This is a genomic window from Chryseobacterium cheonjiense (assembly GCF_012927265.1).
Taxonomy (GTDB): domain Bacteria; phylum Bacteroidota; class Bacteroidia; order Flavobacteriales; family Weeksellaceae; genus Chryseobacterium; species Chryseobacterium cheonjiense.
In genome coordinates this window covers 40021-61447 of sequence record NZ_JABBGF010000002.1, presented here as the reverse complement: position 1 = coordinate 61447, position 21427 = coordinate 40021, and the positions used below count along the sequence as shown (strand labels likewise).

The window sequence follows — 21427 nt, the reverse complement described above, 5'->3', positions numbered from 1 at the left end:
GAATGCCTTAGCGAACTTAAAAGCAGTTAGTGGTAAAATAAATCTTAGCGAACTTTGCGTTAAAATTTACCTTCATTTTAAATATTACAAAATGGAAATAGATATTGAAAAATTTGTACAGTACGTACACGAAGAAAATAAAGTAGAACCAAAAGATGTAATGCCTGACGATTACAGGAAATTATTGGTTCGTCAGATCTCACAGCACGCCCATTCCGAAATTGTAGGAATGCTGCCGGAAGCCAACTGGATTTCCAGAGCACCTTCACTGAGAAGAAAAATGGCGCTTTTGGCCAAAGTTCAGGATGAGGCTGGTCATGGTCTGTACCTTTATTCTGCAACCGAAACTTTAGGTGACGGAACCGTAAGAGCAGACAGGGACGCAACATATGAAGATATGCTTTCAGGAAAAGCAAAATATTCAAGCATCTTTAATTATCCGACGTTAAGTTGGGCAGATATCGGTGCCATCGGCTGGCTGGTAGACGGAGCGGCAATTATGAATCAGGTAATGCTGATGGGAAATTCTTACGGCCCTTATTCCAGAGCGATGGTGAAAATCTGTAAGGAAGAATCTTTCCATCAAAGACAAGGGTATGAGATTTTAATGGCGCTTTGCCGTGGTACAAAACAGCAGAAAGAAATGGCTCAGGCTTCGTTAAACCGTTTCTGGTGGCCGGCTTTAATGATGTTCGGACCTAACGATGACAGTTCGCCAAACTCTAAGATCTCTATGAATTACAGAGTGAAAAGAGAAAGCAACGATAGTCTTCGTCAGAGATTCATCGATGTTACGGTTGCTCAGGCTGAGTTTTTAGGATTAACAATTCCTGACCCGGATCTGAAATGGAACGAAGAAAGACAACATTACGATTTCGGACAGCTTCCTTGGGATGAATTCATGGAAATCCTGAAAGGGAACGGACCGTGTAATAAAAAACGAATCGAAACCAAGAGAAAAGCCCAACGAGAAAATTCCTGGGTAAAAGAAGCTGCGGCAGCGTTTGCTGAAAAACAACAAAAAGAAGTAATATAAACTTGTGAAAGCTATATTTCAAACATTTTTGTTTGCAGTTTTATGCAGTTCATGTTTTCTACCAAATGGATCTCAATCAAATCCAGAAGTTTGGGAAGATAACAAGGAAAATTTACAAGATATTGTAGATAGAGTTCTTTTAAATCCTGAAAAATTTGAAGAGGGAGAAAATTTAATTCCTGAAGATTTAAATTTTTCTTATGATAAAACTTTTGATATTAAAGGAAATTTAAAAGATAAAAATGATTTGAAAATAACTTTTTATACTGATAGAGGAGTTATAGATCATTATTCAGCAATAATTTATACAACTCAAGAGGGTTTAATAAAACAACTTGATGAAAATGTAAAAAATGGTGGAAATGATTTTAAGCTCCAAAATAATTGGTATGCTATAAATGATTAAAATTTAAAATTAAAATTTGACTATGGCAAATTTAGATGTGTGGGAAGTGTTTATACAGACTAAACCGGGATTATCTCACAAACACGTTGGAATAGTACAGGCCCCGACTGCGGAAATGGCTTTGCAGAATGCAAGAGACGTTTATACAAGAAGAAAAGAAGGAACATCAGTTTGGGTAGTTCCAAGTAAATATATTGTGACTTCGGAAGGAGTGGATAAAGAAGCATTCTTCGATCCGGCTGATGACAAACTATACCGTCACCCGACTTTTTACGAAATTCCGAATGATGTAAAAAATATGTAAAACAGCGATTGGCTGTTAGCTTCTTGCAATTTGCTAAAAGCTAGACGCCAAAAGCCAAAAGTTAAAATAATGAACCCATTATACAATTATTTATTAAAACTCGCAGACGATAGTTTCATTATGGGACAGCGTTTGTCTGCGTGGTGCGGTGAAGGTCCTTATCTGGAGGAAGATATTGCATTGACGAATATCGCATTGGATGAACTCGGACAGGCGAATAACTTTTATGTTTATGCTTCCAGAGTAATCGATGATGGTAAGAGTGAAGATGATTTGGCATTTTTAAGATACGAGCACGAATATGTGAATGCTCACTGGGTAGAACTTCCCAATGAAGATTATGCCCAAACAATTCTAAAAGTGTACGTTTTTGCGGTGTACCAGAAACTGATGTATGAAGCATTGTCCAATTCTGCAAACGAAGAACTGGCAGCCATTGCCCAAAAGTCCTTAAAAGAGGTAAGATACCATTACACCCATGCTGCATCCTGGATGAAAATTTTTGCTCAGGGAACGGAAGAAAGCAGAACCCGTTTGGTAAAAGCCATTGACAATATCTGGGAATATACCAAAGGTCTATTTGCAAAAACAGAAGGGGAAGAAGATCTGATCGCTTTAAATATTGCTCCGAATGCAGATGTTCTTTATGAAGAATTTCTGGCAATCACGCAGAAAGATTTTGCAGATTTCGGGTTGGAGTATCCAACAAATCCTTTCATGCAGCCAAAATCAAGAACAGGTTATCATACAGAATATTTTGGATATATGCTTTGTGAATTGCAGTATATGCAAAGAGCGTATCCGGGTTGTACGTGGTAATATTTTAATATACCAATGTGTCAATTTAACAATTTAACAATATTGTTACAATGATACATTGTTAAATTATTAGATTTAAAATTGAAAAATCCTTTAGAAATATTAGAATTCGTTCCCGATCCGGAAATTCCTGTGATCAATATCGTGGAATTAGGCATTGTAAGAGAAGCGAAAATTACAGGTGAAAAATCCTGTGAAGTAACGATTACGCCGACCTATTCTGCATGTCCCGCCATGTTTACCATTGAGGAAGACATCATCAAGATCATGAAGGAAAACGGCTGGGAGGCAAAAGTAACGACCAAAATGTTTCCGATCTGGACAACAGACTGGCTTACGGATGAAGCAAGAGAAAAACTTCGCGTCTACGGAATTACACCTCCAGAAAAAGGAGCAGATGAGCATCATATTGGCAAACCAAAAAAATGCCCTCGCTGCGGTTCTATGAACTCAAAACAGATCAGCAGGTTCGGATCAACTTTATGCAAGGCTTCTTACCAATGTTTAGACTGTTTAGAACCTTTTGACTATTTTAAATGTCACTAAACAATTTGAAAATGTGCTAATTTGAAAATGAGTAAATTAGTGGTGAACTAAAATTTTCAAATTGTCTAACTTTCAAATTAAAAAATTATAAACTATGTATACACAACTCGATATTGAGACCCATTTTGAAGGAAAGCTTAAAATCGCTTATCTCAACCAGCCTGACACGATGAATGCACTTACCAAGCCTTCTTTAGCAGATCTTAGAGATTTCATCAAAGAATGCAGCGAAGACAGCACGGTAAGATGTGTAGCCATTTCAGGAAGAGGAAGAGCTTTTTGTTCCGGTCAGAATCTGGATGACGCTTTTGTACAGGGAAATGAGCATCATGATAATGACATTATCAGAAAAATCGTAACCGATTATTACAACCCACTGGTTATGGAGATTACACGTTGCAGAAAGCCTGTAGTGGCTTTGGTTAATGGTCCCGCAGTAGGAGCAGGAGCGATGCTTGCGTTAATTTCTGATTTCGTTCTAGCGGCTGACAAATCATACTTTGCTCAGGCATTTTCGAATATCGGATTAATTCCTGATACAGGAGGAACTTATTTCTTGCCCAAGTTAATGGGAAGACAACTGGCCAACTATTTAGCATTTACAGGAAAAAAATTATCGGCAGAGGAAGCAAAATCATACGGTTTGGTAGCAGAAGTTTTCAGTGAAGAAGAATTTGTCCCAAAATCAATGGAAATTCTTGAAAAAATGGCGAATATGCCGACGGCAGCTATTAAACTTACCAAAAAAGCCTTCGCTAACTCCTACAACAATACGTTGAAAGAGCAGCTGGAATTAGAAGCAGATTTACAGCAGGAAGCAGCAGAGACAGAAGATTTTAGAGAAGGAGTAAGTGCCTTTTTACAGAAAAGAAAACCTGATTATAAAGGAAAATAAGAATTAATATAACAATGTAGTAAGCTGGCAATGTAACAATGAACAAAATTTTTTTACATTGGTAAACTGCTACATTGTTACATTGTTACATTATAAAACATGAAGAATGTAGGAATTATCGGTGCCGGAACAATGGGAATCGGCATTGCACAAGTAGCCGCAACGAACGGATGCAAAGTCTGGATTTATGATGCGAATGCAAAACAGGTAGAAACGGCAACCGTAGGATTGGAAAAAACACTGACCAGATTGGTCGACAAACAGAAAATTTCAGCAGAGAAAATGACTGAAATTTTAGCCAATATTTCCATCGCTACAGAATTAAAAGATTTCAAAGATTGCGAATTGATCATTGAAGCCATTATCGAAAACAAAGAAATCAAAACCAAAGTTTTCACAGAATTAGAGAAACACGTTTCAGAAAGCTGTGTCATCGGTTCCAATACATCATCCATTTCCATCACCTCTCTCGGTGCAGAATTACAGAAGCCGGAGCGTTTCATCGGAATTCACTTCTTCAATCCGGCTCCTTTGATGCCTTTAGTTGAAGTTATTCCATCCTTATTAACAGAAAAATCTTTAGCGGAAAAAATCTATAATCTGATGAAAGACTGGGGGAAAACTCCTGTTATCGCAAAAGATATTCCCGGATTTATCGTCAACAGAATTGCGCGTCCTTACTACGGTGAAGCGCTAAGAATTGTTGAAGAAAACATCGCAACGGTAGAACAGGTGGATGAAGCGATGAAAACCATGGGGAACTTCAGAATGGGACCGTTTGAGCTGATGGATTTAATCGGTGTTGACGTAAATTTCTCGGTAACTAAAACAGTTTACAACGAATATTTCTACGATCCGAAATACAAACCTTCCCTTCTTCAGCAAAGAATGTCAGAGGCAAAACTTCATGGAAGAAAAACAGGAAAAGGATTTTACGATTATTCGGAGGGAGCTGTCAAAGTAGAACCTGTGAAAGATGAAGCGCTTTATCAGCAAATATTCATGAGAATTATTTCTATGTTGATTAATGAAGCTGTAGAAGCAAAAAGATTAGGCGTGGCAAATGATGAAGATCTGGAACTGGCAATGCAGAAAGGGGTAAATTATCCTAAAGGATTATTAGCCTGGGGAAAAGAAATCGGATATTCCAAAATCTCCGAAACTCTGCAGAATCTGTACGAAGAATATCAGGAAGAAAGATACAGACAAAGTCCGTTGCTTTGTAAAATGTAACAATATACCAATCTAACAATCTAGCAATTTATTTGTTATTCTGAGCAAAGCGAAGAATCTCTCTTGGTAAACTGTTGCATTGTTAAATTATTAAATTAAAAATGAATATAGACGGATTCAGAGCCGAACTGGAAACAAGACTGAATATTGAAAAAGAATACATTGTTCAGGAACTTTCTTTGATAAATGACTATCATGAAAAGCTTGAATTATTAGGCAAATTCAATGAAAAATATAAGGAACTTATTAAGAGAATTGCCAATGAAGAAGGAATTGATCTGAGTGCTTTTTATCAGGCAGAAAAATTATCAAATTCAGAAAATCTTTCATACGGACAGATCATTCTCGGTAAGACCATGAGTATTTATGACCGGTTGGCCGACGAATTATATGAAAAAATAACAAGCATAAATTAAAATGAATCCGAGACAGGTTGCAGAATATATGTTCGATCAGGATTTCTTTTCCCAATGGATGAATATCAGACTGATTGACGTTAAAGAAAATTATTGCTTAATAGAAATGCCCATTAAAAAAGAAATGATTAACGGGTTGAAAACGGTTCACGGAGGCGTAACCTTTGCTTTTGCGGATTCGGCGCTGGCTTTTTCTTCCAACAATTCCGGAGACGCCGCCGTTGCATTAAACTGTATCATCAATTTTACGAAAGCGGGAAAAGAGGGCGATACTTTCAGGGCAAAAAGCATTTTGGTCAACGAAACCAGAAAAACCGCTGTTTACGACATTAAAATCACCAATCAAAATGATGAACTGGTTGCAAAATTTGTCGGAACAGTTTATAAAATAGGAAAAAAAGTAACAGAATTATAAATTTGAAAATTTGGAAATGAGGCAATTTGAAAATTATTTTTTATGTCTTATTTCATTCTCAAATTTCCAAATTAACACATTTTCAAATTAAGTAAAATGAACAACGTATACATTATAGATTACATCAGAACTCCGATCTCAAAATTGTCGGGAGGACTTTCAGAAGTAAGAGCCGATGATTTGGCTGCCATTGTGATTAAAGAAATTGTAGCAAGAAATCCTGAAGTTCCTGTGGATGAAATTGAGGACGTTATTTTCGGATGTGCCAACCAGGCAGGTGAAGATAACAGAAACGTAGCCAGAATGGGGCTTTTACTGGCCGGACTTCCTTACAAAATCGGAGGGGAAACGGTAAATAGATTGTGTGCTTCAGGAATGTCTGCGGTGGCAAATGCTTTCCGTTCAATTGCTTCAGGAGAAGGTGAAATTTATATCGCAGGCGGAGTAGAGCATATGACACGTTCTCCTTATGTAATGTCAAAACCAAGTACAGCTTTCGGAAGAGACAGCCAGATGTTTGATACCACTTTCGGATGGAGATTCATTAACCCGAAAATGAAAGAAATGTACGGCGTTGACGGAATGGGGGAAACTGCAGAGAATTTAGCGGATATCCACAACATCAGTCGTGAAGATCAGGATAAATTCGCTCTTTGGTCACAGCAGAAAGCGACAAAAGCCCAGGAAAGCGGAAGACTGGCAGAAGAAATTGTAAAAGTTGAAATTCCTCAGAAAAAAGGCGAACCGAAAATTTTTGATAAAGACGAATTTATTAAGCCAACGTCTTCCATGGAGGGACTAGGAAAACTTCGTCCTGCTTTCAGGAAAGAAGGAACCGTAACGGCAGGAAATGCCTCTGGAATGAATGACGGAGCCGCAGCTTTAATTTTGGCAAGCGAAGAAGCCGTAAAAAAATATGGTTTAAAACCAAAAGCTAAAATCTTAGGATCATCTGTTGCTGGTGTTGAGCCAAGAATTATGGGAATCGGACCGGTGGAAGCCACTCAAAAGCTATTAAAAAGACTAAATCTTTCATTAGACGATATGGATATTATCGAACTGAATGAAGCGTTTGCAGCCCAGGCTTTGGCAGTAACCAGAAGTTTGGGATTAAAAGATGATGATTCCAGAGTGAATCCAAACGGAGGAGCGATTGCGATTGGTCATCCACTTGGAGTTTCAGGAGCGAGAATCGTTGGTTCTGCGGCTATGGAACTTCAGAAGCAGGATAAGAAATATGCATTGTGTACGCTTTGTATCGGTGTCGGACAAGGCTATGCGATGGTGATTGAAAAAGTATAACTTTTTCAATATGTAACAATATAGAAATGTATCAATGTATCAATTCCATTGTAATGGTGCATAGTGAACTTGTCGAATTATCTATTGGTAAACTGTTAGATTGATACATGGTTAAATTAAATTTTTGAACTAAAATTTATGAATATCTACTCATATCACGGAATTCGTCCGATAATAAAACCTTCCGCTTACGTTCATCCGCAGGCGGTGATCATCGGAAATGTGGAAATCGGCGAAGAGGTTTATGTTGGTCCCAATGCGGTGATTCGTGGGGACTGGGGTAAAATTATCGTCAAAGACGGTGCGAATGTTCAGGAAAACTGTACCCTCCATGTTTTTCCGGGAATTGAAACCATACTGGAAGAGTCTGCACACATCGGGCATGGAGCGATTATTCACTCCGGACATATCGGCAAAAACTGTCTGGTCGGAATGAATTCTGTCGTGATGGACAAAGCGGTCATTGGAGATGAATGTATCATCGGTGCTTTGGCTTTTGTTCCGGCCAATTTTAAATGTGATGCAAGAAAATTAATTGTTGGAAGTCCCGCAAAAATTATCCGTGACGTTTCTGATGAAATGATCAAATGGAAAACAGAAGGAACAAAGCTGTACCAGGAATTGGCAAGAGAAGGAAAAGATGCTATTCTTCCCTGTGAACCTTTTACTGAATATGTTCAGCAGATCCCAACAAAAGTTGTGGATTACAGCATTTGGGATGATGTGAAATAGCTATCCTATACTTAAATAAACCTCAAATAAACCTCATAGGTTTCGAAAACCTATGAGGTTTGAATATCAAAACACACAAATGAAGAAAAATAAATGTCAAATACAGAAAATTTTGAATGTGGATATGTATATCATATCTACACTCATGCAAATGCAAAAGATTTAATTTTCAGAGAAGAAGAGAATTATAAATATTTTTTAGAAAAGCTTATAAAATATATTATTCCGATAGCTGAAATATATGCATACTGTTTATTGCCGAATCATTTTCATTTATTGTTAAGATTTAAAAATCTTGATGATGTTCTTAGTGAAGATGGGCATAAATATTTAATGAAGCAGTTTAGTAATTTATTGAACGGGTATGCAAAAGCTTATAATAAAAGATATAACCGAAAAGGTTCTTTGTTTCTTGATTATTTAAAAAGGAAGAGAGTGAATGACGAAAAGTATTTGATTAAATTACTTCACTATATCCATAATAATCCTGTCAATCATGGATTTGTTGAAGATATTGGCGAGTGGAAATATTCATCTTATAATTCTTATATTAATTTGACCAAAGAAAGCCAAATTGAAAGAACTGAAATGATGCAGTATTTTGAAACAGTTGATAATTTTATAGAATATCATAAATCAAATATAGAATATGATTTTCTACAAATTGAATAAATTAAAGTTGAGCCAAAACCTCATAGGTTTCAAAAACCTATGAGGTTTGAATGATAAGTTAAAATAGTAACAAAGAAAAGTAGTGATCAATAATATAATTATTTTCTGCAGTCTTTTATTTACGTTTCAATCTCTGGTTTTCGCCCAGACTGAAAAAGTAAAGCCATTGACTATCGGAGAAATCAGAACCATACAATCAAAAATTTTAAATGAAGAAAGAACTTTAAATATCTATCTTCCGCAAAATTTCGACAAAACAAAATCTTACCCGGTTATCTATCTTTTGGACGGAAGCATGAATGAAGATTTTATTCATGTGACCGGTTTGGTTCAGTTCTTTAATCAGATGTATTCTATGCCGGAAACGATCGTTGTGGGGATTGCCAATATTGACAGAAAAAGAGACTTCACTTTTCATACCGATTTAAAAGATTTACAAAAAGATTATCCTACAACGGGACATTCCGATAAATTCATCAGTTTTTTGGAAAAAGAACTAAAACCTTATATTGAAAGTCAGTTTGAAACAACGGATAAATACCTGTTCGGACAATCGCTCGGCGGACTTTTAGCAACCGAAATTTTGTTGAAAAAGCCTGAACTGTTCAATAATTACTTTATTATCAGTCCAAGTTTGTGGTGGGATGATGAAAGTCTTCTAAGACAGGCTCCTCAATTATTATCTAACATTAAGGATACTAAAAAATTTATTTACATTTCCGTTGGAAAAGGAGAACATCCTGTAATGGTAAAAGATGCAGAAGATTTCTTTGATGTTTTGAAAAAAGCCAATAAAAAAAACTGGACTTTAGAATATAAAATGATGGAAACAGACAATCATGCAACCATTCTTCACAGAAGTTTGTATGAAGGTTTGGCAAAGTTATTTCCTTATAAAAATTAACATAATAACTAATATGGCAACAATTACTCTTAATTTTTTAAGCAAGGCACATACAGATTTACTTAATAGTATAAAAGGTTATACTGATACTGAGGAATGGTTGGTAACCAATAAACGATTTGTAGCTTTTTTTGATATTTTAGGCTTTAAAGACTTGGTTTTAAGAAATACACATGAGACTATTTTTGAAAAGTTGAATGAGATTTCTAATCTTAAAGATGGGTTAAATCCAAACATTATTGACAAAGAATTTTCTAATGATGGAATAAAACCTCTTGAAGTTGTTACTTTCTCTGATTCAATAGTTATTTTTTCTAAAAATAATACAGTTGAATCATTCAAAATATTTATACAATCAGTTAATTGGTTCTTTTCGCAAATTATAGAAAAAGAAATTCCTATAAAAGGAGCTATAGCTTATGGTGATATAAGTATAGATTCGGTTAAACAAATATTTTTTGGACAGCCACTTATAGATGCATTTTTATTACAAGAGGATGTGGATTATTTTGGAGTCGTTGCTCATAATTCAATTGATGCTTTTATCCAGGAGTATAATTTATTTCAAGATATTGAGGAATATGTTTTCGAAATTCAAACTCCACTAAAATCGGGTAAAATCACTCATTTAAATTTACGTTATTTTCCTTTTTTAATTTATGATGAAGTGGATAAGATGAACCTTTACTTAGAAAAATTTAAAGTTTCAATGTCGGGAAGGCCTAGAAAATACTTAGAAAATACAATTTCACTTTATGGGCAATATGTTCAACGTTTAAATATTTCCGTATCAGGAACCTAAAAATTAAAAATGTAGCAATCTAAAAATGTATCAGTATAACAATCATTGGTAAACTGTTAAATTGATACATTGTTAAATTAAATTATTATATGGAAAAATTAAAAAACTATATCTACGGCGAATGGATCGAAGGTTCCGGCAATGGAATTCCTTTGTACAATGCGGTAACGGGAGAGCAGGTTGCTGTTTCCGATACGGAAGGGCTTAATTTTGAGCAGGCTCTTGATTACGGTAGAACAATAGGCTACAAAAACCTTTCATCCATGACGTTCTATGACCGTGGAGAAATGCTGAAAAAAGTAGCGCTTTATCTTTTAGAAAGAAAGAAAAAATATTACGAATTATCATACAAAACCGGAGCGACCCATATAGATTCGTGGGTAGATATTGAAGGAGGTTTCGGCACATTCTTTACGTATTCGGGATTGGCAAAAAGAATGCTTCCCAATACCCCGTTTTGGGTAGATGGAGACACTCAGAAAATCTCGGCCAACGGAACGCACCTCGGGACCCATATTTTAACGCCTAGTGAAGGGGTTTCCATTCAGATTAATGCATACAATTTTCCGGTTTGGGGAATGTTGGAAAAGCTTTCAACGTCTTTATTGGCGGGTGTTCCGTCAATTGTGAAACCTTCACCGTTCGGTTCATATTTAACGAATGCTGTTTTTCAGGATATGATCGAAAGCGGAATTCTTCCTGAAGGAGCGGTTCAGCTGGTTTGCGGTGAACCCGGAAATATCCTGGATTATGTTCAGGATGGAGATTCCGTACTGTTTACAGGTTCTGCAACCACGGGGAGAAAATTAAAATCTTTATCTTCAGTTGCCGGGAATGCCGTTCGTTTTAATATGGAAGCTGATTCTTTGAATTGTTCCATCTTAGGACTTGAAGCAAAACCAGGCACGCCGGAATTTGATTTATTCATTAAGGAAGTCCGTAACGAAATGACCACAAAAGCCGGGCAAAAATGTACGGCTATCCGTAGAATTATCGTTCCGGAACATCTTATCGGAGACGTTCAGCAGGCTTTATCGAAAGCTTTAGACCAAACCAAAATCGGCAATCCTCTGAGCAGGGAAACAAGAATGGGATCTTTGGTAGGAAAACAGCAGTACGAGGAAGTATTAAGAAAAATAGACATGCTGAAAGCAGAAACCGAGCTTATCTATGATGGTCAGCACGAACTGGTAGATGCCGATTATGAGAACGGAGCATTTATGAGCCCGAAATTATTCCTAAATGACAGACCTTTCGAGAAAAACATCTCTCATGATGTGGAAGCTTTTGGACCTGTCTCTACCCTGATGCCTTACAAAGATGCGGAAGAAGCTGCAGCACTTGCAAAAAGAGGAAAAGGAAGTTTGGTGGGATCTATTGTTTCTTATGACGATCAGTTTGTGGCAGAAACATCATGGAAAATGGCCTCACACCACGGAAGGATTTTTGTGCTGAACAGAGATAATGCAAAAGAAAGCACCGGTCACGGATCACCGCTTCCTACATTGATGCATGGCGGTCCCGGAAGAGCAGGAGGAGGTGAGGAAATGGGTGGACTCAACGGTCTTCATTTCTTCCTTCAGAAAACAGCCATTCAGGGTTCACCGGATATTCTGACGGCAATTACAAAAGTATATCAGCAAGGTGCTGAGAAAAAATATTCGGACAAGCATCCGTTCCGGAAATATTTTGAAGAAGTAGAAGTGGGAGATTCTCTGGAAACGGCGGGAAGAACTGTGACAGATGCAGATATTGTTAACTTCTCTAATGTTTCTTGGGATCATTTTTATGCGCACACTGATGCTACAAGCCTAACGGGAACTATTTTTGATAAAACGGTTGCCCACGGATACTTTATCCTTTCTGCAGCGGCAGGATTGTTTGTTTCAGGTAAAAAAGGACCGGTTATCGCCAATTACGGACTGGAAAACTGTTCATTCTTTAAACCTGTGTACGCAGGTGATACGATTACGGTATATTTAACGGCCAAAGAAAAAATTAACCGAGGCGTAAAAGGGAGAAATATTCCTTCCGGAGTGGTAAAATGGCTGGTTGAGGTGGTAAATCAGAGAGATGAGATCGTCTGTGTAGCGACAATTTTAACGTTGGTTGCGAAACAGTCTCCGTTTATTGATCTGAATCTGAAAAATATTCAAAAAGCACTGAATGGTTTAACAGAATCTACTCAGCCAGATTGGGGTAAAATGTCTCCTCAGCAAATGATAGAACATTTAGAGCATGGTGTTTTGGTAAGTCTCGGCGAACCTGAAGCAGATAAATGTTTTACTCCTGAGGAGCAGCTGGAAAAATGGCAGGATTCCCTTTATAATCACCGAAAGATGCCGAAAGATTTCCCTGCTCCGTTTTTGGCGGAAGATGAAAAACTTTTGGAGTTGAGACATAAAAACCTTGAAATTGCCAAGCAGTCATTTATGGATAATCTTAAAAGATTCATAATCTATTATAAAGAAAATCCACAGGCAGAGCATATGAATTTCGTATTCGGTAAACTGAATAAGGAAATGTGGGAACTGATGCACAGAAAACATTTTACACATCATTTTGAGCAGTTTGGATTGATTTAATTTAATAAATTTATAATCCCTTTCAGTCATTGTCCTGGAAGGGATTTTTTACTATGAAACTTTTAAGACCTATTTTTTTAGCATCATTTATTTATATTATTTTTAATTCTTGTTTAAAAGAAAAAGAAAAGAGTTCTGATGTATATTTTTCTAGCGAAAAGTTTATAGATAGTTTAAATATAGGAGAGAAAGGAATAACGAAAATTGCTGTTGAAAACTTCCGAAATGATAAAAGAGAAGATAATATTGTAGTTCTGAATTTTTATAGGCAAGACAGTATTTGGAACTATAAAAAACAGAAGAATGTAGGAAAAACTTGGAAATCTATGCAAAAGTTTTATTTCGATAAAGATGGTCTTACAGGAATAAATGCTGAAATTTCAGATTTCAATGGCGACGGTTTTAAAGATCTCATGTATCAAAGCGGAATAGCAGGAAGAGGTGGAAATACGATCCGGAAATTATTTATTTATGATCCTAAAAGCAAGGAATTTATCTATATTAAAAATTCAGATCATTATCCGAACCTGAGCTATAATTCAGATTTAAAATGTATAAATTCTTTGATTCTTACAGGATCTACGATAACAAGTTTTCTCAAAATTAAAAGTGATTCTTTGGATGAGTTTGCGAGAGTTGATGTATCAGATACAATTGTAGTAGAAGAAAAAGATTCTTCAGGAAAATTCAGAGTGATTGAAAAAAGGAAATTTACCGGAAATGATGATGACTTTTATAAAACTTTCAGAAGATATAAACCTTTAGAGTATTAGAAATAATGAACACCTTCGCCGAACAAGTTGTAAGTTTTAACCTGAATCTGAAATATGAAGGTAGTCTTCCCGGTGATTTTCAGGTTTTAAACCCTTATTTAAACAATCCTGAAACGTTGGTTGTGATGGAAAAGTTTTATCACAAATATTATAACGATTCTAATAAACGGAAATTTTTGATAGGAATAAATCCCAGCCGCCATGGAGCCGGAGTTACCGGAGTGCCCTTTACCGATACCAAACGCCTGGAAAGTGTCTGTGGGATTTCAATGACCTCAGCGTATACCCATGAAGTTTCATCGGTATTTGTGTATGATATGATTGCAGAATATGGTGGAGCGGAAGAATTTTACAGAGAAGTATATATCAATTCACCTTTTCCGCTGGCCATTGTCAGAAAGTCGAAAGGAAGCTGGATCAATGCGAATTATTATGACGACAAAGCATTATTCAATGATGTAAAAGATTTTATGATCGATTCTTTAAAAAAACACATCAGCCTTAACCTAGATACGTCCGAAGTTTTTATAATGGGAAAGAAAAATGCAGATTTTATTACTAAGCTCAATCAGGAAGCATGCCTTTTTGATAAAATGACCGTTCTGGAGCATCCGAGGTATATTCAGCAGTATAAATCTAAGGATAAACAACTCTATATTGATAAATATATTTTAGCCTTAAAAAAATAAAATTCCCCGAAAACTTCGGGGAATTTTTATCACACTTATGCATTAGAATCGTCACACAATAAGTTTATTTATCAGATAGGTTTTGGTTATTAGTTGTTTGATGATAAGTTCTTATTGTTTGATAATTTTGTAAACCTCTGATGAAGATTTCACCATGTATACACCTTTTGGTAATTCAGTGATATCTGCTTCATTTAATCCTTTTTTAGCTTCGATTGTTTTTACAATTTGTCCGGATTCGCTGTATACTTCAAATTTTGTATTTTCTGTAGTTTTAATTGTAAGAGGACCGGTTGTTGGATTTGGGTAAACATTATTCTCTTTTTTAGTAGCTTTCACATCGTTCGCCGCCAAAACAATTCCAGCATCTTTCACCCATGTAAAGGCATCAAATTTAAGATATTGGAAGTTTCCTCCCGCAGTAATTTGCAGCTGGTCGATGACAATATTACTGTAATTTTGGCCGTTAAGATTGGTCATGTCAATTAAAGTATAACCATTGGTAACAGCCGTTGTTCCGTTAAAACCAGTGGTTTTAGTCTGTGTAAATTTCGTTACTCCAGACAATTTTCCTGTAACAGTAATAGTACCGGCTACACCCAATGTGCCATTTGCAGCTGCTGCAGAAACCCAGAATCTGTTTACTTTAAAAAGGTTTGAAGTCGTTTTAATACTGAATGATGTTCCTGCAGACTGGTTTCCCGTTCCGGAATTATCAATGAACCTGTTGTCGACAGAAGTTCCGTTCCATCCTGCACTTGGACTTGCTGCAGATACCTTATAAGAATTTACTACAGACAGAATATTAAAGATCACTCCGTTATCCGTGAAGCTTGAGCTGCCGTTAGATTCTGTCTCAAATTGTTCTGTACTGGTTTGTCCAAATGTAAGCATTGAAACAAAAAGACCACAAAGGGTAGAAAGTAAAGTACTTTTCATAATTTTAAATTTAAGGTTGATAATGTATTTAAATGGTAAATGATTATAATAAAGTGGGTATTATCGTTAAGCAGATTCTGACAATAAAGTTCTATTAATCCGTATTGGAATTACAGCACTTGCATTTGATAATCCATTGTATATCACGATATTGGGAAATTGAATCCGTGTGATTTTACTATTCTCATGAATTGTTTATCTATGATTATTAATTTTTAGTTCAAATTCCTACTCTGTTCAGGTTTTTCGGTTCCGCCTTTATTTAAATATTGTACATTATTTTGAGTTCAAAGTAACAACAATCACATATTCTATTATAGAGTGAAAAATACTAAATTACGCATTACGTATTTATACGGATAATAGAAAAGTATTAAATTTTCGGCAAAAATAAATAAATTATTTATTAATTTATATAATGTGGTACATATATATTTGCATCTTTATTTTGATGATTATATATCAATAAATATATAAGATGATAATTAAATTAAAGTGTTTGATTAATAAGGCGTCTATAGACTTTTAGTCAAGTTTATTTTCTTAAAACACTTTGTATTTAGTATTTTTGCTTTTATTCAATTTAAATTAAAAAATGAACGAATTCGTAATATCAGAACTTAAAAACAATATTGCCGAAATCACTTTCGGAACCCCGAAAAGCAATTCTCTTCCGGGAGTAATCCTTGAAAAACTGGCACAAACCATTCTTGATGAAGGTGCAAAAGTTGAGGTGAAAGCAATTCTCATCAAAAGTGAGGGCACTAAGGCGTTCTGTGCCGGAGCAAGCTTTGATGAACTGCTGGAAATTGAAGAACTTGAAAAATCAACGAAGTTTTTCGGAGGTTTTGCCAAGGTTCTCAATGCGATGAGAAACTGCGGTAAAATTGTAGTCGTAAGAGTTCAGGGAAAAACAACAGGTGGGGGAGTAGGTATTGCCTGCGGAGCAGATTATTGTTTTGCCGTAAAAGATGCTGCCTTGGCTTTAACAGAAATAAATCTGGGAATTGGGCCTTTCGTAATCGGACCTTACGTGGAAAGAAAAATCGGCAAGTCGCAATTTTCGGCAATGGCTATCGATGCGGATTTCAGATCGGCAGAATGGGCGGAACAGCACAATATTTATCATTCCGTTTCAGAAACCATTGAAGAAATGGATTCGGAGCTGGAAAAGTTCCTTGAGACACTAGCATCCAGAAGCAGTGATGCTTTAGCATTGATCAAAAAAGTTTCGTGGGAAGGCACCGATCATTTTAACGAACTGATGCCTGCAAGAATTCATATGAGCGCCAGCCTGATCCTGGAAGATTCCGCAAAGAAAAATATCGGAGCGATTAAGGAAAGATTGAGAGCGAAATAATTCAATTTAATACAGTATCAACCGTTGGATATCCAGCGGTTTTTATTTTTTTCAAAAAACATTTGTAAGATTAAAAATAAATTATAACTTTGTAATTCAAAGTTCTTTTTATGGAATCGAAAAACTATCACGAAGACTTATCACATATTCGCACCATGATGGAGCGTTCTTCACGGTTTATTTCTTTGAGCGGTTTGTCCGGAGTTGTTGCAGGATTGGCTGCAATTGCCGGAGCCGTGTATGTTTATTTTGTATTTCAGAGAGAAGGGATTGATTATTTTGATGGGAAGCGAAATGTTTTCGGACCCTCTCTGGTGAAAGAACTGGTAACCATCGGGATTGCAATTCTGATAGTTGCGCTTTTCAGCGGATATATTTTTACGGCCAACAAAAGTAAAAGAAAAGGATTAAAGATCTGGGATGCTACAACAAGAAGACTTTTGGTTACCTTCGCTATTCCTTTGGTCACGGGAGGTTTCTTTTGTCTGGGACTTCTCTATCATCATCTTTTTGTATTTATTGCTCCGGCAACACTTATCTTTTATGGTCTTGCGTTGGTAAGTGCGGAAAGATATACCTTGACAGATATAAAATATTTAGGATATTGCCAGATTATTTTAGGATTGATTTCCTTATTCTTTTTAGGGTGGGGACTGCTTTTCTGGGCGATTGGTTTCGGGGCTCTGCATGTTGTGTATGGGTTGATAATGCATAGAAAGTATAAATAAAATGTCACCAGTTTTTAAGTATATTTTAATTGGTTTTACCACTATTATGGGGCTTCTAATGATTTGTTTTCTATATATGGTTATCTCAATTGCCTCTGTATTTGGGGGAATTTTTGAAAGAGATTACTCTATAGATGAACTTAAAACTGAATATAATGACAAGGAAAAAGAAATTGATGATCTTATTAAGTATTTTAATCAGATAAAGCCTAAAGATAAAAATGTGGCGATTGAATTTAAGAATGACAAAATCCTTGAGAGATTAGTAATTGTCCCTTCTGATACAGCTAAGAAGAGCTATCAGGGTTGGGATATTAATGTTAAAAGCCTTTATCAGCAGGAGTTTAAAAAAGATTTAAACTGGAGTGAAGATCAGGTAGATGAATTAAAGAATCGACTTGATGAAGCCAATTGTATCTCAATTGAGGATGGTGAGCCTATTAAAATAGGATTTAAGAGATACGGTATGGGAATGTACTCTTTTAATGTTTTTCAAAAAAATGAAACTGACAGGAGTTTGTTTAATGATGGATGTACCTATATCCTTGTAAATTATAAGCTGGCTTTAGAATACGGAGGAGGAGCAATTGGCAGACAATGTTTCTCAAAACAAAATTAAAAAAATGATAAATATAAATCAACTCAATAAAGAATTTGAAAGTCGGGTAAGATTGGGCATTATGTCTGTTCTTATGGTCAACGACTGGGTTGATTTCTCTGAAATGAAAAGCCTGCTTGAAATAACAGATGGAAATATGGCGAGCCACAGCAATGCCCTTGAAAAATCCGGTTACATTGAAGTAAAAAAAGAATTTGTAGGAAAGAAACCGAAAACTTCTTATCGTGTTACACAAAGTGGGAGAGAAGCGTTTACCGAGCATATCAATGCTTTGGAAAAATTATTAGGAAAATAAGCTTAAATTTTTTTTACTATTTAACTTTGAAATACAAAGTACTTTTAAAAATTAAAATAATATATCATGACTTTAGAAAAACAAAAAACAACAATCATTTTCGGTGTACCCACTTTATTAATGGTCACCGCTTTTTTCGCAAATCTCTTTGTAGAAGGCTGGAACTGGTCGCCTTCGGATTTTGGCATTGCCGCAATTTTACTCTTCGGAACTGCATTCTTTATCAATCTGGTTATCCGGTCAAAAAAGCCATTGCTTACTAAGCTGATCATCTGCTTCCTTATTTTATTGCTGTTGGCGTTGGTGTGGATTGAGCTGGCTGTGGGAATTTTCGGGACTCCGTTCGCGGGTAGCTAATTGATAAATGATAAAGCGAATAATATCAGTTGCAGTTTTGGGAATCTTTGTAATTATCATTTTAAATATAAATTTTCCTTTAAAAGAAAAAGAACTTTACGGAAGGTATGCCAATTATAATTACGAAAATCCTATCTGTTGTGTTGAGACTCCTCATGAATCTGATACTTTAATTTTATTTCGTGATGGACATTTTGAAAGTGAATTTTATGGGAAAGGACGGTTTGAGGTAAGTAATGGGCTTGTTTCCACAATTATATTGCATTATATAAGTTATGGAGAACCAGCATTATATAACACTTATTTTTCGAATAAACTTTTTGAAAAACCAAAAATTATTTTGAACGCAGATATGAATCATTATTATTTAAAAGTAGATTGAATTGAACAATATGAGCGAAAAAACAATCATAACCGTCGGAAAAACTCTGTTTTGGACTTCACTTTTATCAGGAAACATTTGCCTATTCGGCTATATTTTTACTCAAAATGATTTCTTTGTAAATAGTGGATTCCTGTTGCTTCAGTGGGCATTTTTAATTAATCTTTCAGCAATATTTATTCTCATTACGTATGGCATTATTTATAACAGCAAACTTGATGCATGTCTGAAGTCTTCAGCAATTATGTTAATTAATGTTCCAATAGCAATCATCTATATTTTTATAGGAATTCAACTGGTTTCCACAAATTTTTTAAACCCATAACTATGAAAAAAATACGCGTACAATTTCTTCTGTTCGTCTACAACAAAACCCAGAAGCTCTACAGAACCTATTTTAAGAAAAAGAAAAGGCAGTGGCAGTTTACCGAAAAACAATTACTAGAGTTTCAGGAAGATTCTCTAGGCAGAAAGCTGGGTGAGTTTTATAAAAGACACGGCTTCACTATGATCCCGAAAATGGAAAACCACGATGTTCATCATCTTATTACAGGTTGCGGAACCAATTTCGAGGACGAAATCGCCATGCAGTTCCTGCTTCTGGGAAACGGAAAACTGAATGCTCATCTTTTAGCGGCTATTGTTTTAGGAAGCATCATTTTACCCGAATATTATAAAATTTACATCAAAGCTTATAAAAAAGGACAAAGCATGCGGCCTTTTCACCAATGGGATTTCGAAGCGCTGCTTTGGCAAAATTTTGAGCACCTGAAAGATTTTATTCAGCAGAAAAACACTACTGTACTATACTAAAACTACACTATGAAAACACATCACTATATATTTCTCACGACACTGCTTTTTGTTATTGTATTCTATGACCAGAATGTTGGCCTTAATCTCGGAATTATCGGAATTATCTATGCCATACTCACTTTCTTCAGAACTCCAGGAAGAAACAGAACCGGAATATTTGTTTTTCTGTTTGTAACAAGCATTCTTTCGAGCATTGCTTTCGCCTGGTATGGAGATTTTCCCTCTTTTTTGGCTGTGGCATCTTCGCTTTTGCTCCTAGGATTTCGTTCCAGAAACCGCAGGATGAAAATTCTTTTGCTTATTCCGGTATTTGTGACCAACTGTTTTACAGAGTTTTTCAGGATTTTAAATTTTGATGCCTGGCTTCCCAAAAGAAACGTTTCCGGTCTCTGGCAGAAAGCGCTGGCTTTTGTAATAATTCCTTTAATTTTGATCTCTGTTTTCTTTGGAATTTATTCTGCAGGAAGCGATCATTTTGCTAATTTATTCACGAATATTGAACTTGATCTTAATTTCTGGCAGCTTTTTGCCATGATTGTTTTAGGATTTTTTATTGCCTTCAATTACTGGAATTTTGCGGTTGAAAGATTTATTTATAAAAGCAACAGGCTTTTGGATAACAACTTTGGAGAAAAAGATAAAATTCAAAAAGCAACCTATTCTTTCCTTGACCTGGATGCGGAAAGGATGAGTGGTATTATTTCTTTATTTGCTTTGAATATTTTGCTGATATTTTTTATCGCTACCTACAATTATGAACAGTTTTATGAGCAGGTGAAAACTCCTGTAAAGCTTTCTGAAGAAACGCACGAAAGAGTAAATGCGGTGATCATGTCCATTATTATGTCGATTGTGGTCATCATGTTTTACTTTAAATCCAATTTTAATTTTGATCCGAAGGTGGGACTTCTGAAAGCACTTGCTAAAGTCTGGATTTTACTGAATGCCGTTCTTGTTATTTCAGCTATGGTTAAAAACTCAGAATATATGATGAATTATGGTTTTACCTATAAAAGGCTCGGCGTGTATGCATTTTTGATTTTAGCGTTAATAGGATTGATCATCACATTTATTAAGATTCAGAAACAAAAAAGAAATATTTTTCTTTTCAACACGATGGCTTGGTATGTTTACGGGGTAATTCTGGTTTGCAGCTACGTCAGCTGGGGCGGGATCATCACTTCCGAAAATATGAAACGCAATGATTTCGATGCAGCATATCACGTAAAAGAAATCAACTTCAGTGAAAAGCAGCTGCTGAAATATGCTGAAGAAAACCGGGATTACCAGCTAAAATCTGAGGTTCTGGAATTGGAAAGAGTGAAATTTCAGCAAAATGAAAAGTTTCTTTCTAAAGTTCTGTATTATCAGAATTTGAAATAAGTTTATCGTTTTTCAAACC

The 21427-nt window shown here is 35.7% G+C and carries 26 protein-coding genes; 25 read left to right on the top strand and 1 reads right to left on the bottom strand.

The window, feature by feature from the left end:
- The first annotated feature begins 97 nt into the window (after positions 1 to 97).
- The 17 genes from paaA (at position 98) to HHL20_RS10690 (ending at position 14529) form a co-directional block, all read left to right on the top strand.
- Complete coding sequence (gene paaA, locus HHL20_RS10770; RefSeq protein WP_169231957.1) at positions 98 to 1036, top strand: 1,2-phenylacetyl-CoA epoxidase subunit PaaA; 939 nt, start codon at positions 98 to 100, stop codon at positions 1034 to 1036.
- Positions 1037 to 1040: 4 nt separating this feature from the next.
- Positions 1041 to 1442, top strand: a complete 402-nt coding sequence (locus HHL20_RS10765; protein ID WP_169231222.1) for a hypothetical protein — start codon at positions 1041 to 1043, stop codon at positions 1440 to 1442.
- A 22-nt stretch (positions 1443 to 1464) separates the two neighbouring features.
- Positions 1465 to 1746, top strand: coding sequence for a 1,2-phenylacetyl-CoA epoxidase subunit PaaB (gene paaB / locus HHL20_RS10760; protein WP_169231221.1), 282 nt, complete (start codon positions 1465 to 1467; stop codon positions 1744 to 1746).
- A gap of 69 nt (positions 1747 to 1815) precedes the next feature.
- The gene (gene paaC, locus HHL20_RS10755) at positions 1816 to 2565 is read left to right on the top strand and encodes a 1,2-phenylacetyl-CoA epoxidase subunit PaaC (RefSeq protein WP_169231220.1); all 750 of its coding nucleotides are present in this window, start codon (positions 1816 to 1818) and stop codon (positions 2563 to 2565) included.
- A gap of 81 nt (positions 2566 to 2646) precedes the next feature.
- Complete coding sequence (gene paaD, locus HHL20_RS10750; RefSeq protein ID WP_169231219.1) at positions 2647 to 3111, top strand: 1,2-phenylacetyl-CoA epoxidase subunit PaaD; 465 nt, start codon at positions 2647 to 2649, stop codon at positions 3109 to 3111.
- 94 nt (positions 3112 to 3205) lie between these two features.
- Entirely contained in the window at positions 3206 to 4006 is an 801-nt protein-coding gene (locus tag HHL20_RS10745; RefSeq protein WP_169231218.1) for an enoyl-CoA hydratase/isomerase family protein, read from the top strand.
- Between the two features lie 99 nt (positions 4007 to 4105).
- A complete protein-coding gene (locus HHL20_RS10740; protein ID WP_169231217.1) occupies positions 4106 to 5239 on the top strand; it encodes a 3-hydroxyacyl-CoA dehydrogenase NAD-binding domain-containing protein in 1134 nt (377 codons plus the stop codon).
- 101 nt (positions 5240 to 5340) lie between these two features.
- Positions 5341 to 5655 (top strand): hypothetical protein, encoded by a 315-nt coding sequence (locus HHL20_RS10735; RefSeq protein ID WP_169231216.1) that lies wholly within the window; start codon positions 5341 to 5343, stop codon positions 5653 to 5655.
- A gap of 1 nt (position 5656) precedes the next feature.
- Entirely contained in the window at positions 5657 to 6070 is a 414-nt protein-coding gene (locus HHL20_RS10730) for a PaaI family thioesterase (RefSeq protein ID WP_169231215.1), read from the top strand.
- 96 nt (positions 6071 to 6166) lie between these two features.
- The gene (gene pcaF, locus HHL20_RS10725; protein WP_169231214.1) at positions 6167 to 7372 is read left to right on the top strand and encodes a 3-oxoadipyl-CoA thiolase; all 1206 of its coding nucleotides are present in this window, start codon (positions 6167 to 6169) and stop codon (positions 7370 to 7372) included.
- Between the two features lie 138 nt (positions 7373 to 7510).
- Positions 7511 to 8104, top strand: coding sequence for an acyltransferase (locus tag HHL20_RS10720; RefSeq protein WP_169231213.1), 594 nt, complete (start codon positions 7511 to 7513; stop codon positions 8102 to 8104).
- A gap of 93 nt (positions 8105 to 8197) precedes the next feature.
- A complete protein-coding gene (locus HHL20_RS10715; protein ID WP_169231212.1) occupies positions 8198 to 8776 on the top strand; it encodes a transposase in 579 nt (192 codons plus the stop codon).
- Between the two features lie 82 nt (positions 8777 to 8858).
- On the top strand, positions 8859 to 9680 hold the full coding sequence (locus HHL20_RS10710) for an alpha/beta hydrolase (protein ID WP_169231211.1): 822 nt from the start codon (positions 8859 to 8861) through the stop codon (positions 9678 to 9680).
- Positions 9681 to 9693: 13 nt separating this feature from the next.
- On the top strand, positions 9694 to 10482 hold the full coding sequence (locus tag HHL20_RS10705) for a hypothetical protein (RefSeq protein ID WP_169231210.1): 789 nt from the start codon (positions 9694 to 9696) through the stop codon (positions 10480 to 10482).
- 89 nt (positions 10483 to 10571) lie between these two features.
- Complete coding sequence (paaZ, locus tag HHL20_RS10700) at positions 10572 to 13067, top strand: phenylacetic acid degradation bifunctional protein PaaZ (protein ID WP_169231209.1); 2496 nt, start codon at positions 10572 to 10574, stop codon at positions 13065 to 13067.
- A gap of 326 nt (positions 13068 to 13393) precedes the next feature.
- Entirely contained in the window at positions 13394 to 13840 is a 447-nt protein-coding gene (locus HHL20_RS10695) for an XAC2610-related protein (protein ID WP_169231208.1), read from the top strand.
- A 5-nt stretch (positions 13841 to 13845) separates the two neighbouring features.
- Entirely contained in the window at positions 13846 to 14529 is a 684-nt protein-coding gene (locus HHL20_RS10690) for an SMUG2 DNA glycosylase family protein (protein WP_169231207.1), read from the top strand.
- Between the two features lie 111 nt (positions 14530 to 14640).
- On the opposite strand, the gene HHL20_RS10685 is transcribed toward HHL20_RS10690, so the two are convergent.
- A complete protein-coding gene (locus HHL20_RS10685; RefSeq protein ID WP_169231206.1) occupies positions 14641 to 15468 on the bottom strand; it encodes a T9SS type A sorting domain-containing protein in 828 nt (275 codons plus the stop codon).
- 595 nt (positions 15469 to 16063) lie between these two features.
- Between HHL20_RS10685 and HHL20_RS10680 the strand changes: the two genes are divergently transcribed.
- From HHL20_RS10680 to HHL20_RS10645, 8 genes are all read left to right on the top strand, one after another.
- Positions 16064 to 16828, top strand: a complete 765-nt coding sequence (locus tag HHL20_RS10680; RefSeq protein WP_169231205.1) for an enoyl-CoA hydratase/isomerase family protein — start codon at positions 16064 to 16066, stop codon at positions 16826 to 16828.
- Between the two features lie 110 nt (positions 16829 to 16938).
- The gene (locus tag HHL20_RS10675) at positions 16939 to 17556 is read left to right on the top strand and encodes a hypothetical protein (RefSeq protein ID WP_169231204.1); all 618 of its coding nucleotides are present in this window, start codon (positions 16939 to 16941) and stop codon (positions 17554 to 17556) included.
- Between the two features lies 1 nt (position 17557).
- A complete protein-coding gene (locus HHL20_RS10670; RefSeq protein WP_169231203.1) occupies positions 17558 to 18175 on the top strand; it encodes a hypothetical protein in 618 nt (205 codons plus the stop codon).
- A 4-nt stretch (positions 18176 to 18179) separates the two neighbouring features.
- A complete protein-coding gene (locus tag HHL20_RS10665; protein WP_169231202.1) occupies positions 18180 to 18470 on the top strand; it encodes a winged helix-turn-helix domain-containing protein in 291 nt (96 codons plus the stop codon).
- 66 nt (positions 18471 to 18536) lie between these two features.
- The gene (locus HHL20_RS10660) at positions 18537 to 18827 is read left to right on the top strand and encodes a hypothetical protein (RefSeq protein WP_169231201.1); all 291 of its coding nucleotides are present in this window, start codon (positions 18537 to 18539) and stop codon (positions 18825 to 18827) included.
- Positions 18828 to 18834: 7 nt separating this feature from the next.
- A complete protein-coding gene (locus HHL20_RS10655; RefSeq protein ID WP_169231200.1) occupies positions 18835 to 19209 on the top strand; it encodes a hypothetical protein in 375 nt (124 codons plus the stop codon).
- 327 nt (positions 19210 to 19536) lie between these two features.
- Positions 19537 to 20022, top strand: coding sequence for a Coq4 family protein (locus HHL20_RS10650; RefSeq protein ID WP_169231199.1), 486 nt, complete (start codon positions 19537 to 19539; stop codon positions 20020 to 20022).
- A 9-nt stretch (positions 20023 to 20031) separates the two neighbouring features.
- The gene (locus HHL20_RS10645; RefSeq protein ID WP_169231198.1) at positions 20032 to 21408 is read left to right on the top strand and encodes a DUF4153 domain-containing protein; all 1377 of its coding nucleotides are present in this window, start codon (positions 20032 to 20034) and stop codon (positions 21406 to 21408) included.
- Positions 21409 to 21427: the final 19 nt, after the last annotated feature.

Excerpts from the sequence above, each read along its gene's own strand:
- HHL20_RS10735 (WP_169231216.1), top strand. The coding sequence starts at position 5,341 with ATGAATATAGACGGATTCAGAGCCGAACTGGAAACAAGACTGAATATT.
- HHL20_RS10685 (WP_169231206.1), bottom strand. The coding sequence starts at position 15,468 with ATGAAAAGTACTTTACTTTCTACCCTTTGTGGTCTTTTTGTTTCAATG.
- HHL20_RS10650 (WP_169231199.1), top strand. The coding sequence starts at position 19,537 with ATGAAAAAAATACGCGTACAATTTCTTCTGTTCGTCTACAACAAAACC.
- HHL20_RS10740 (WP_169231217.1), top strand. The coding sequence starts at position 4,106 with ATGAAGAATGTAGGAATTATCGGTGCCGGAACAATGGGAATCGGCATT.
- HHL20_RS10645 (WP_169231198.1), top strand. The coding sequence starts at position 20,032 with ATGAAAACACATCACTATATATTTCTCACGACACTGCTTTTTGTTATT.
- paaB (WP_169231221.1), top strand. The coding sequence starts at position 1,465 with ATGGCAAATTTAGATGTGTGGGAAGTGTTTATACAGACTAAACCGGGA.
- HHL20_RS10730 (WP_169231215.1), top strand. The coding sequence starts at position 5,657 with ATGAATCCGAGACAGGTTGCAGAATATATGTTCGATCAGGATTTCTTT.
- HHL20_RS10690 (WP_169231207.1), top strand. The coding sequence starts at position 13,846 with ATGAACACCTTCGCCGAACAAGTTGTAAGTTTTAACCTGAATCTGAAA.
- pcaF (WP_169231214.1), top strand. The coding sequence starts at position 6,167 with ATGAACAACGTATACATTATAGATTACATCAGAACTCCGATCTCAAAA.
- HHL20_RS10715 (WP_169231212.1), top strand. The coding sequence starts at position 8,198 with ATGTCAAATACAGAAAATTTTGAATGTGGATATGTATATCATATCTAC.
- HHL20_RS10695 (WP_169231208.1), top strand. The coding sequence starts at position 13,394 with ATGCAAAAGTTTTATTTCGATAAAGATGGTCTTACAGGAATAAATGCT.
- HHL20_RS10720 (WP_169231213.1), top strand. The coding sequence starts at position 7,511 with ATGAATATCTACTCATATCACGGAATTCGTCCGATAATAAAACCTTCC.
- HHL20_RS10705 (WP_169231210.1), top strand. The coding sequence starts at position 9,694 with ATGGCAACAATTACTCTTAATTTTTTAAGCAAGGCACATACAGATTTA.
- HHL20_RS10665 (WP_169231202.1), top strand. The coding sequence starts at position 18,180 with ATGATAAATATAAATCAACTCAATAAAGAATTTGAAAGTCGGGTAAGA.
- HHL20_RS10670 (WP_169231203.1), top strand. The coding sequence starts at position 17,558 with ATGTCACCAGTTTTTAAGTATATTTTAATTGGTTTTACCACTATTATG.
- HHL20_RS10745 (WP_169231218.1), top strand. The coding sequence starts at position 3,206 with ATGTATACACAACTCGATATTGAGACCCATTTTGAAGGAAAGCTTAAA.
- paaC (WP_169231220.1), top strand. The coding sequence starts at position 1,816 with ATGAACCCATTATACAATTATTTATTAAAACTCGCAGACGATAGTTTC.
- paaZ (WP_169231209.1), top strand. The coding sequence starts at position 10,572 with ATGGAAAAATTAAAAAACTATATCTACGGCGAATGGATCGAAGGTTCC.
- HHL20_RS10680 (WP_169231205.1), top strand. The coding sequence starts at position 16,064 with ATGAACGAATTCGTAATATCAGAACTTAAAAACAATATTGCCGAAATC.
- HHL20_RS10660 (WP_169231201.1), top strand. The coding sequence starts at position 18,537 with ATGACTTTAGAAAAACAAAAAACAACAATCATTTTCGGTGTACCCACT.
- HHL20_RS10675 (WP_169231204.1), top strand. The coding sequence starts at position 16,939 with ATGGAATCGAAAAACTATCACGAAGACTTATCACATATTCGCACCATG.
- HHL20_RS10655 (WP_169231200.1), top strand. The coding sequence starts at position 18,835 with ATGATAAAGCGAATAATATCAGTTGCAGTTTTGGGAATCTTTGTAATT.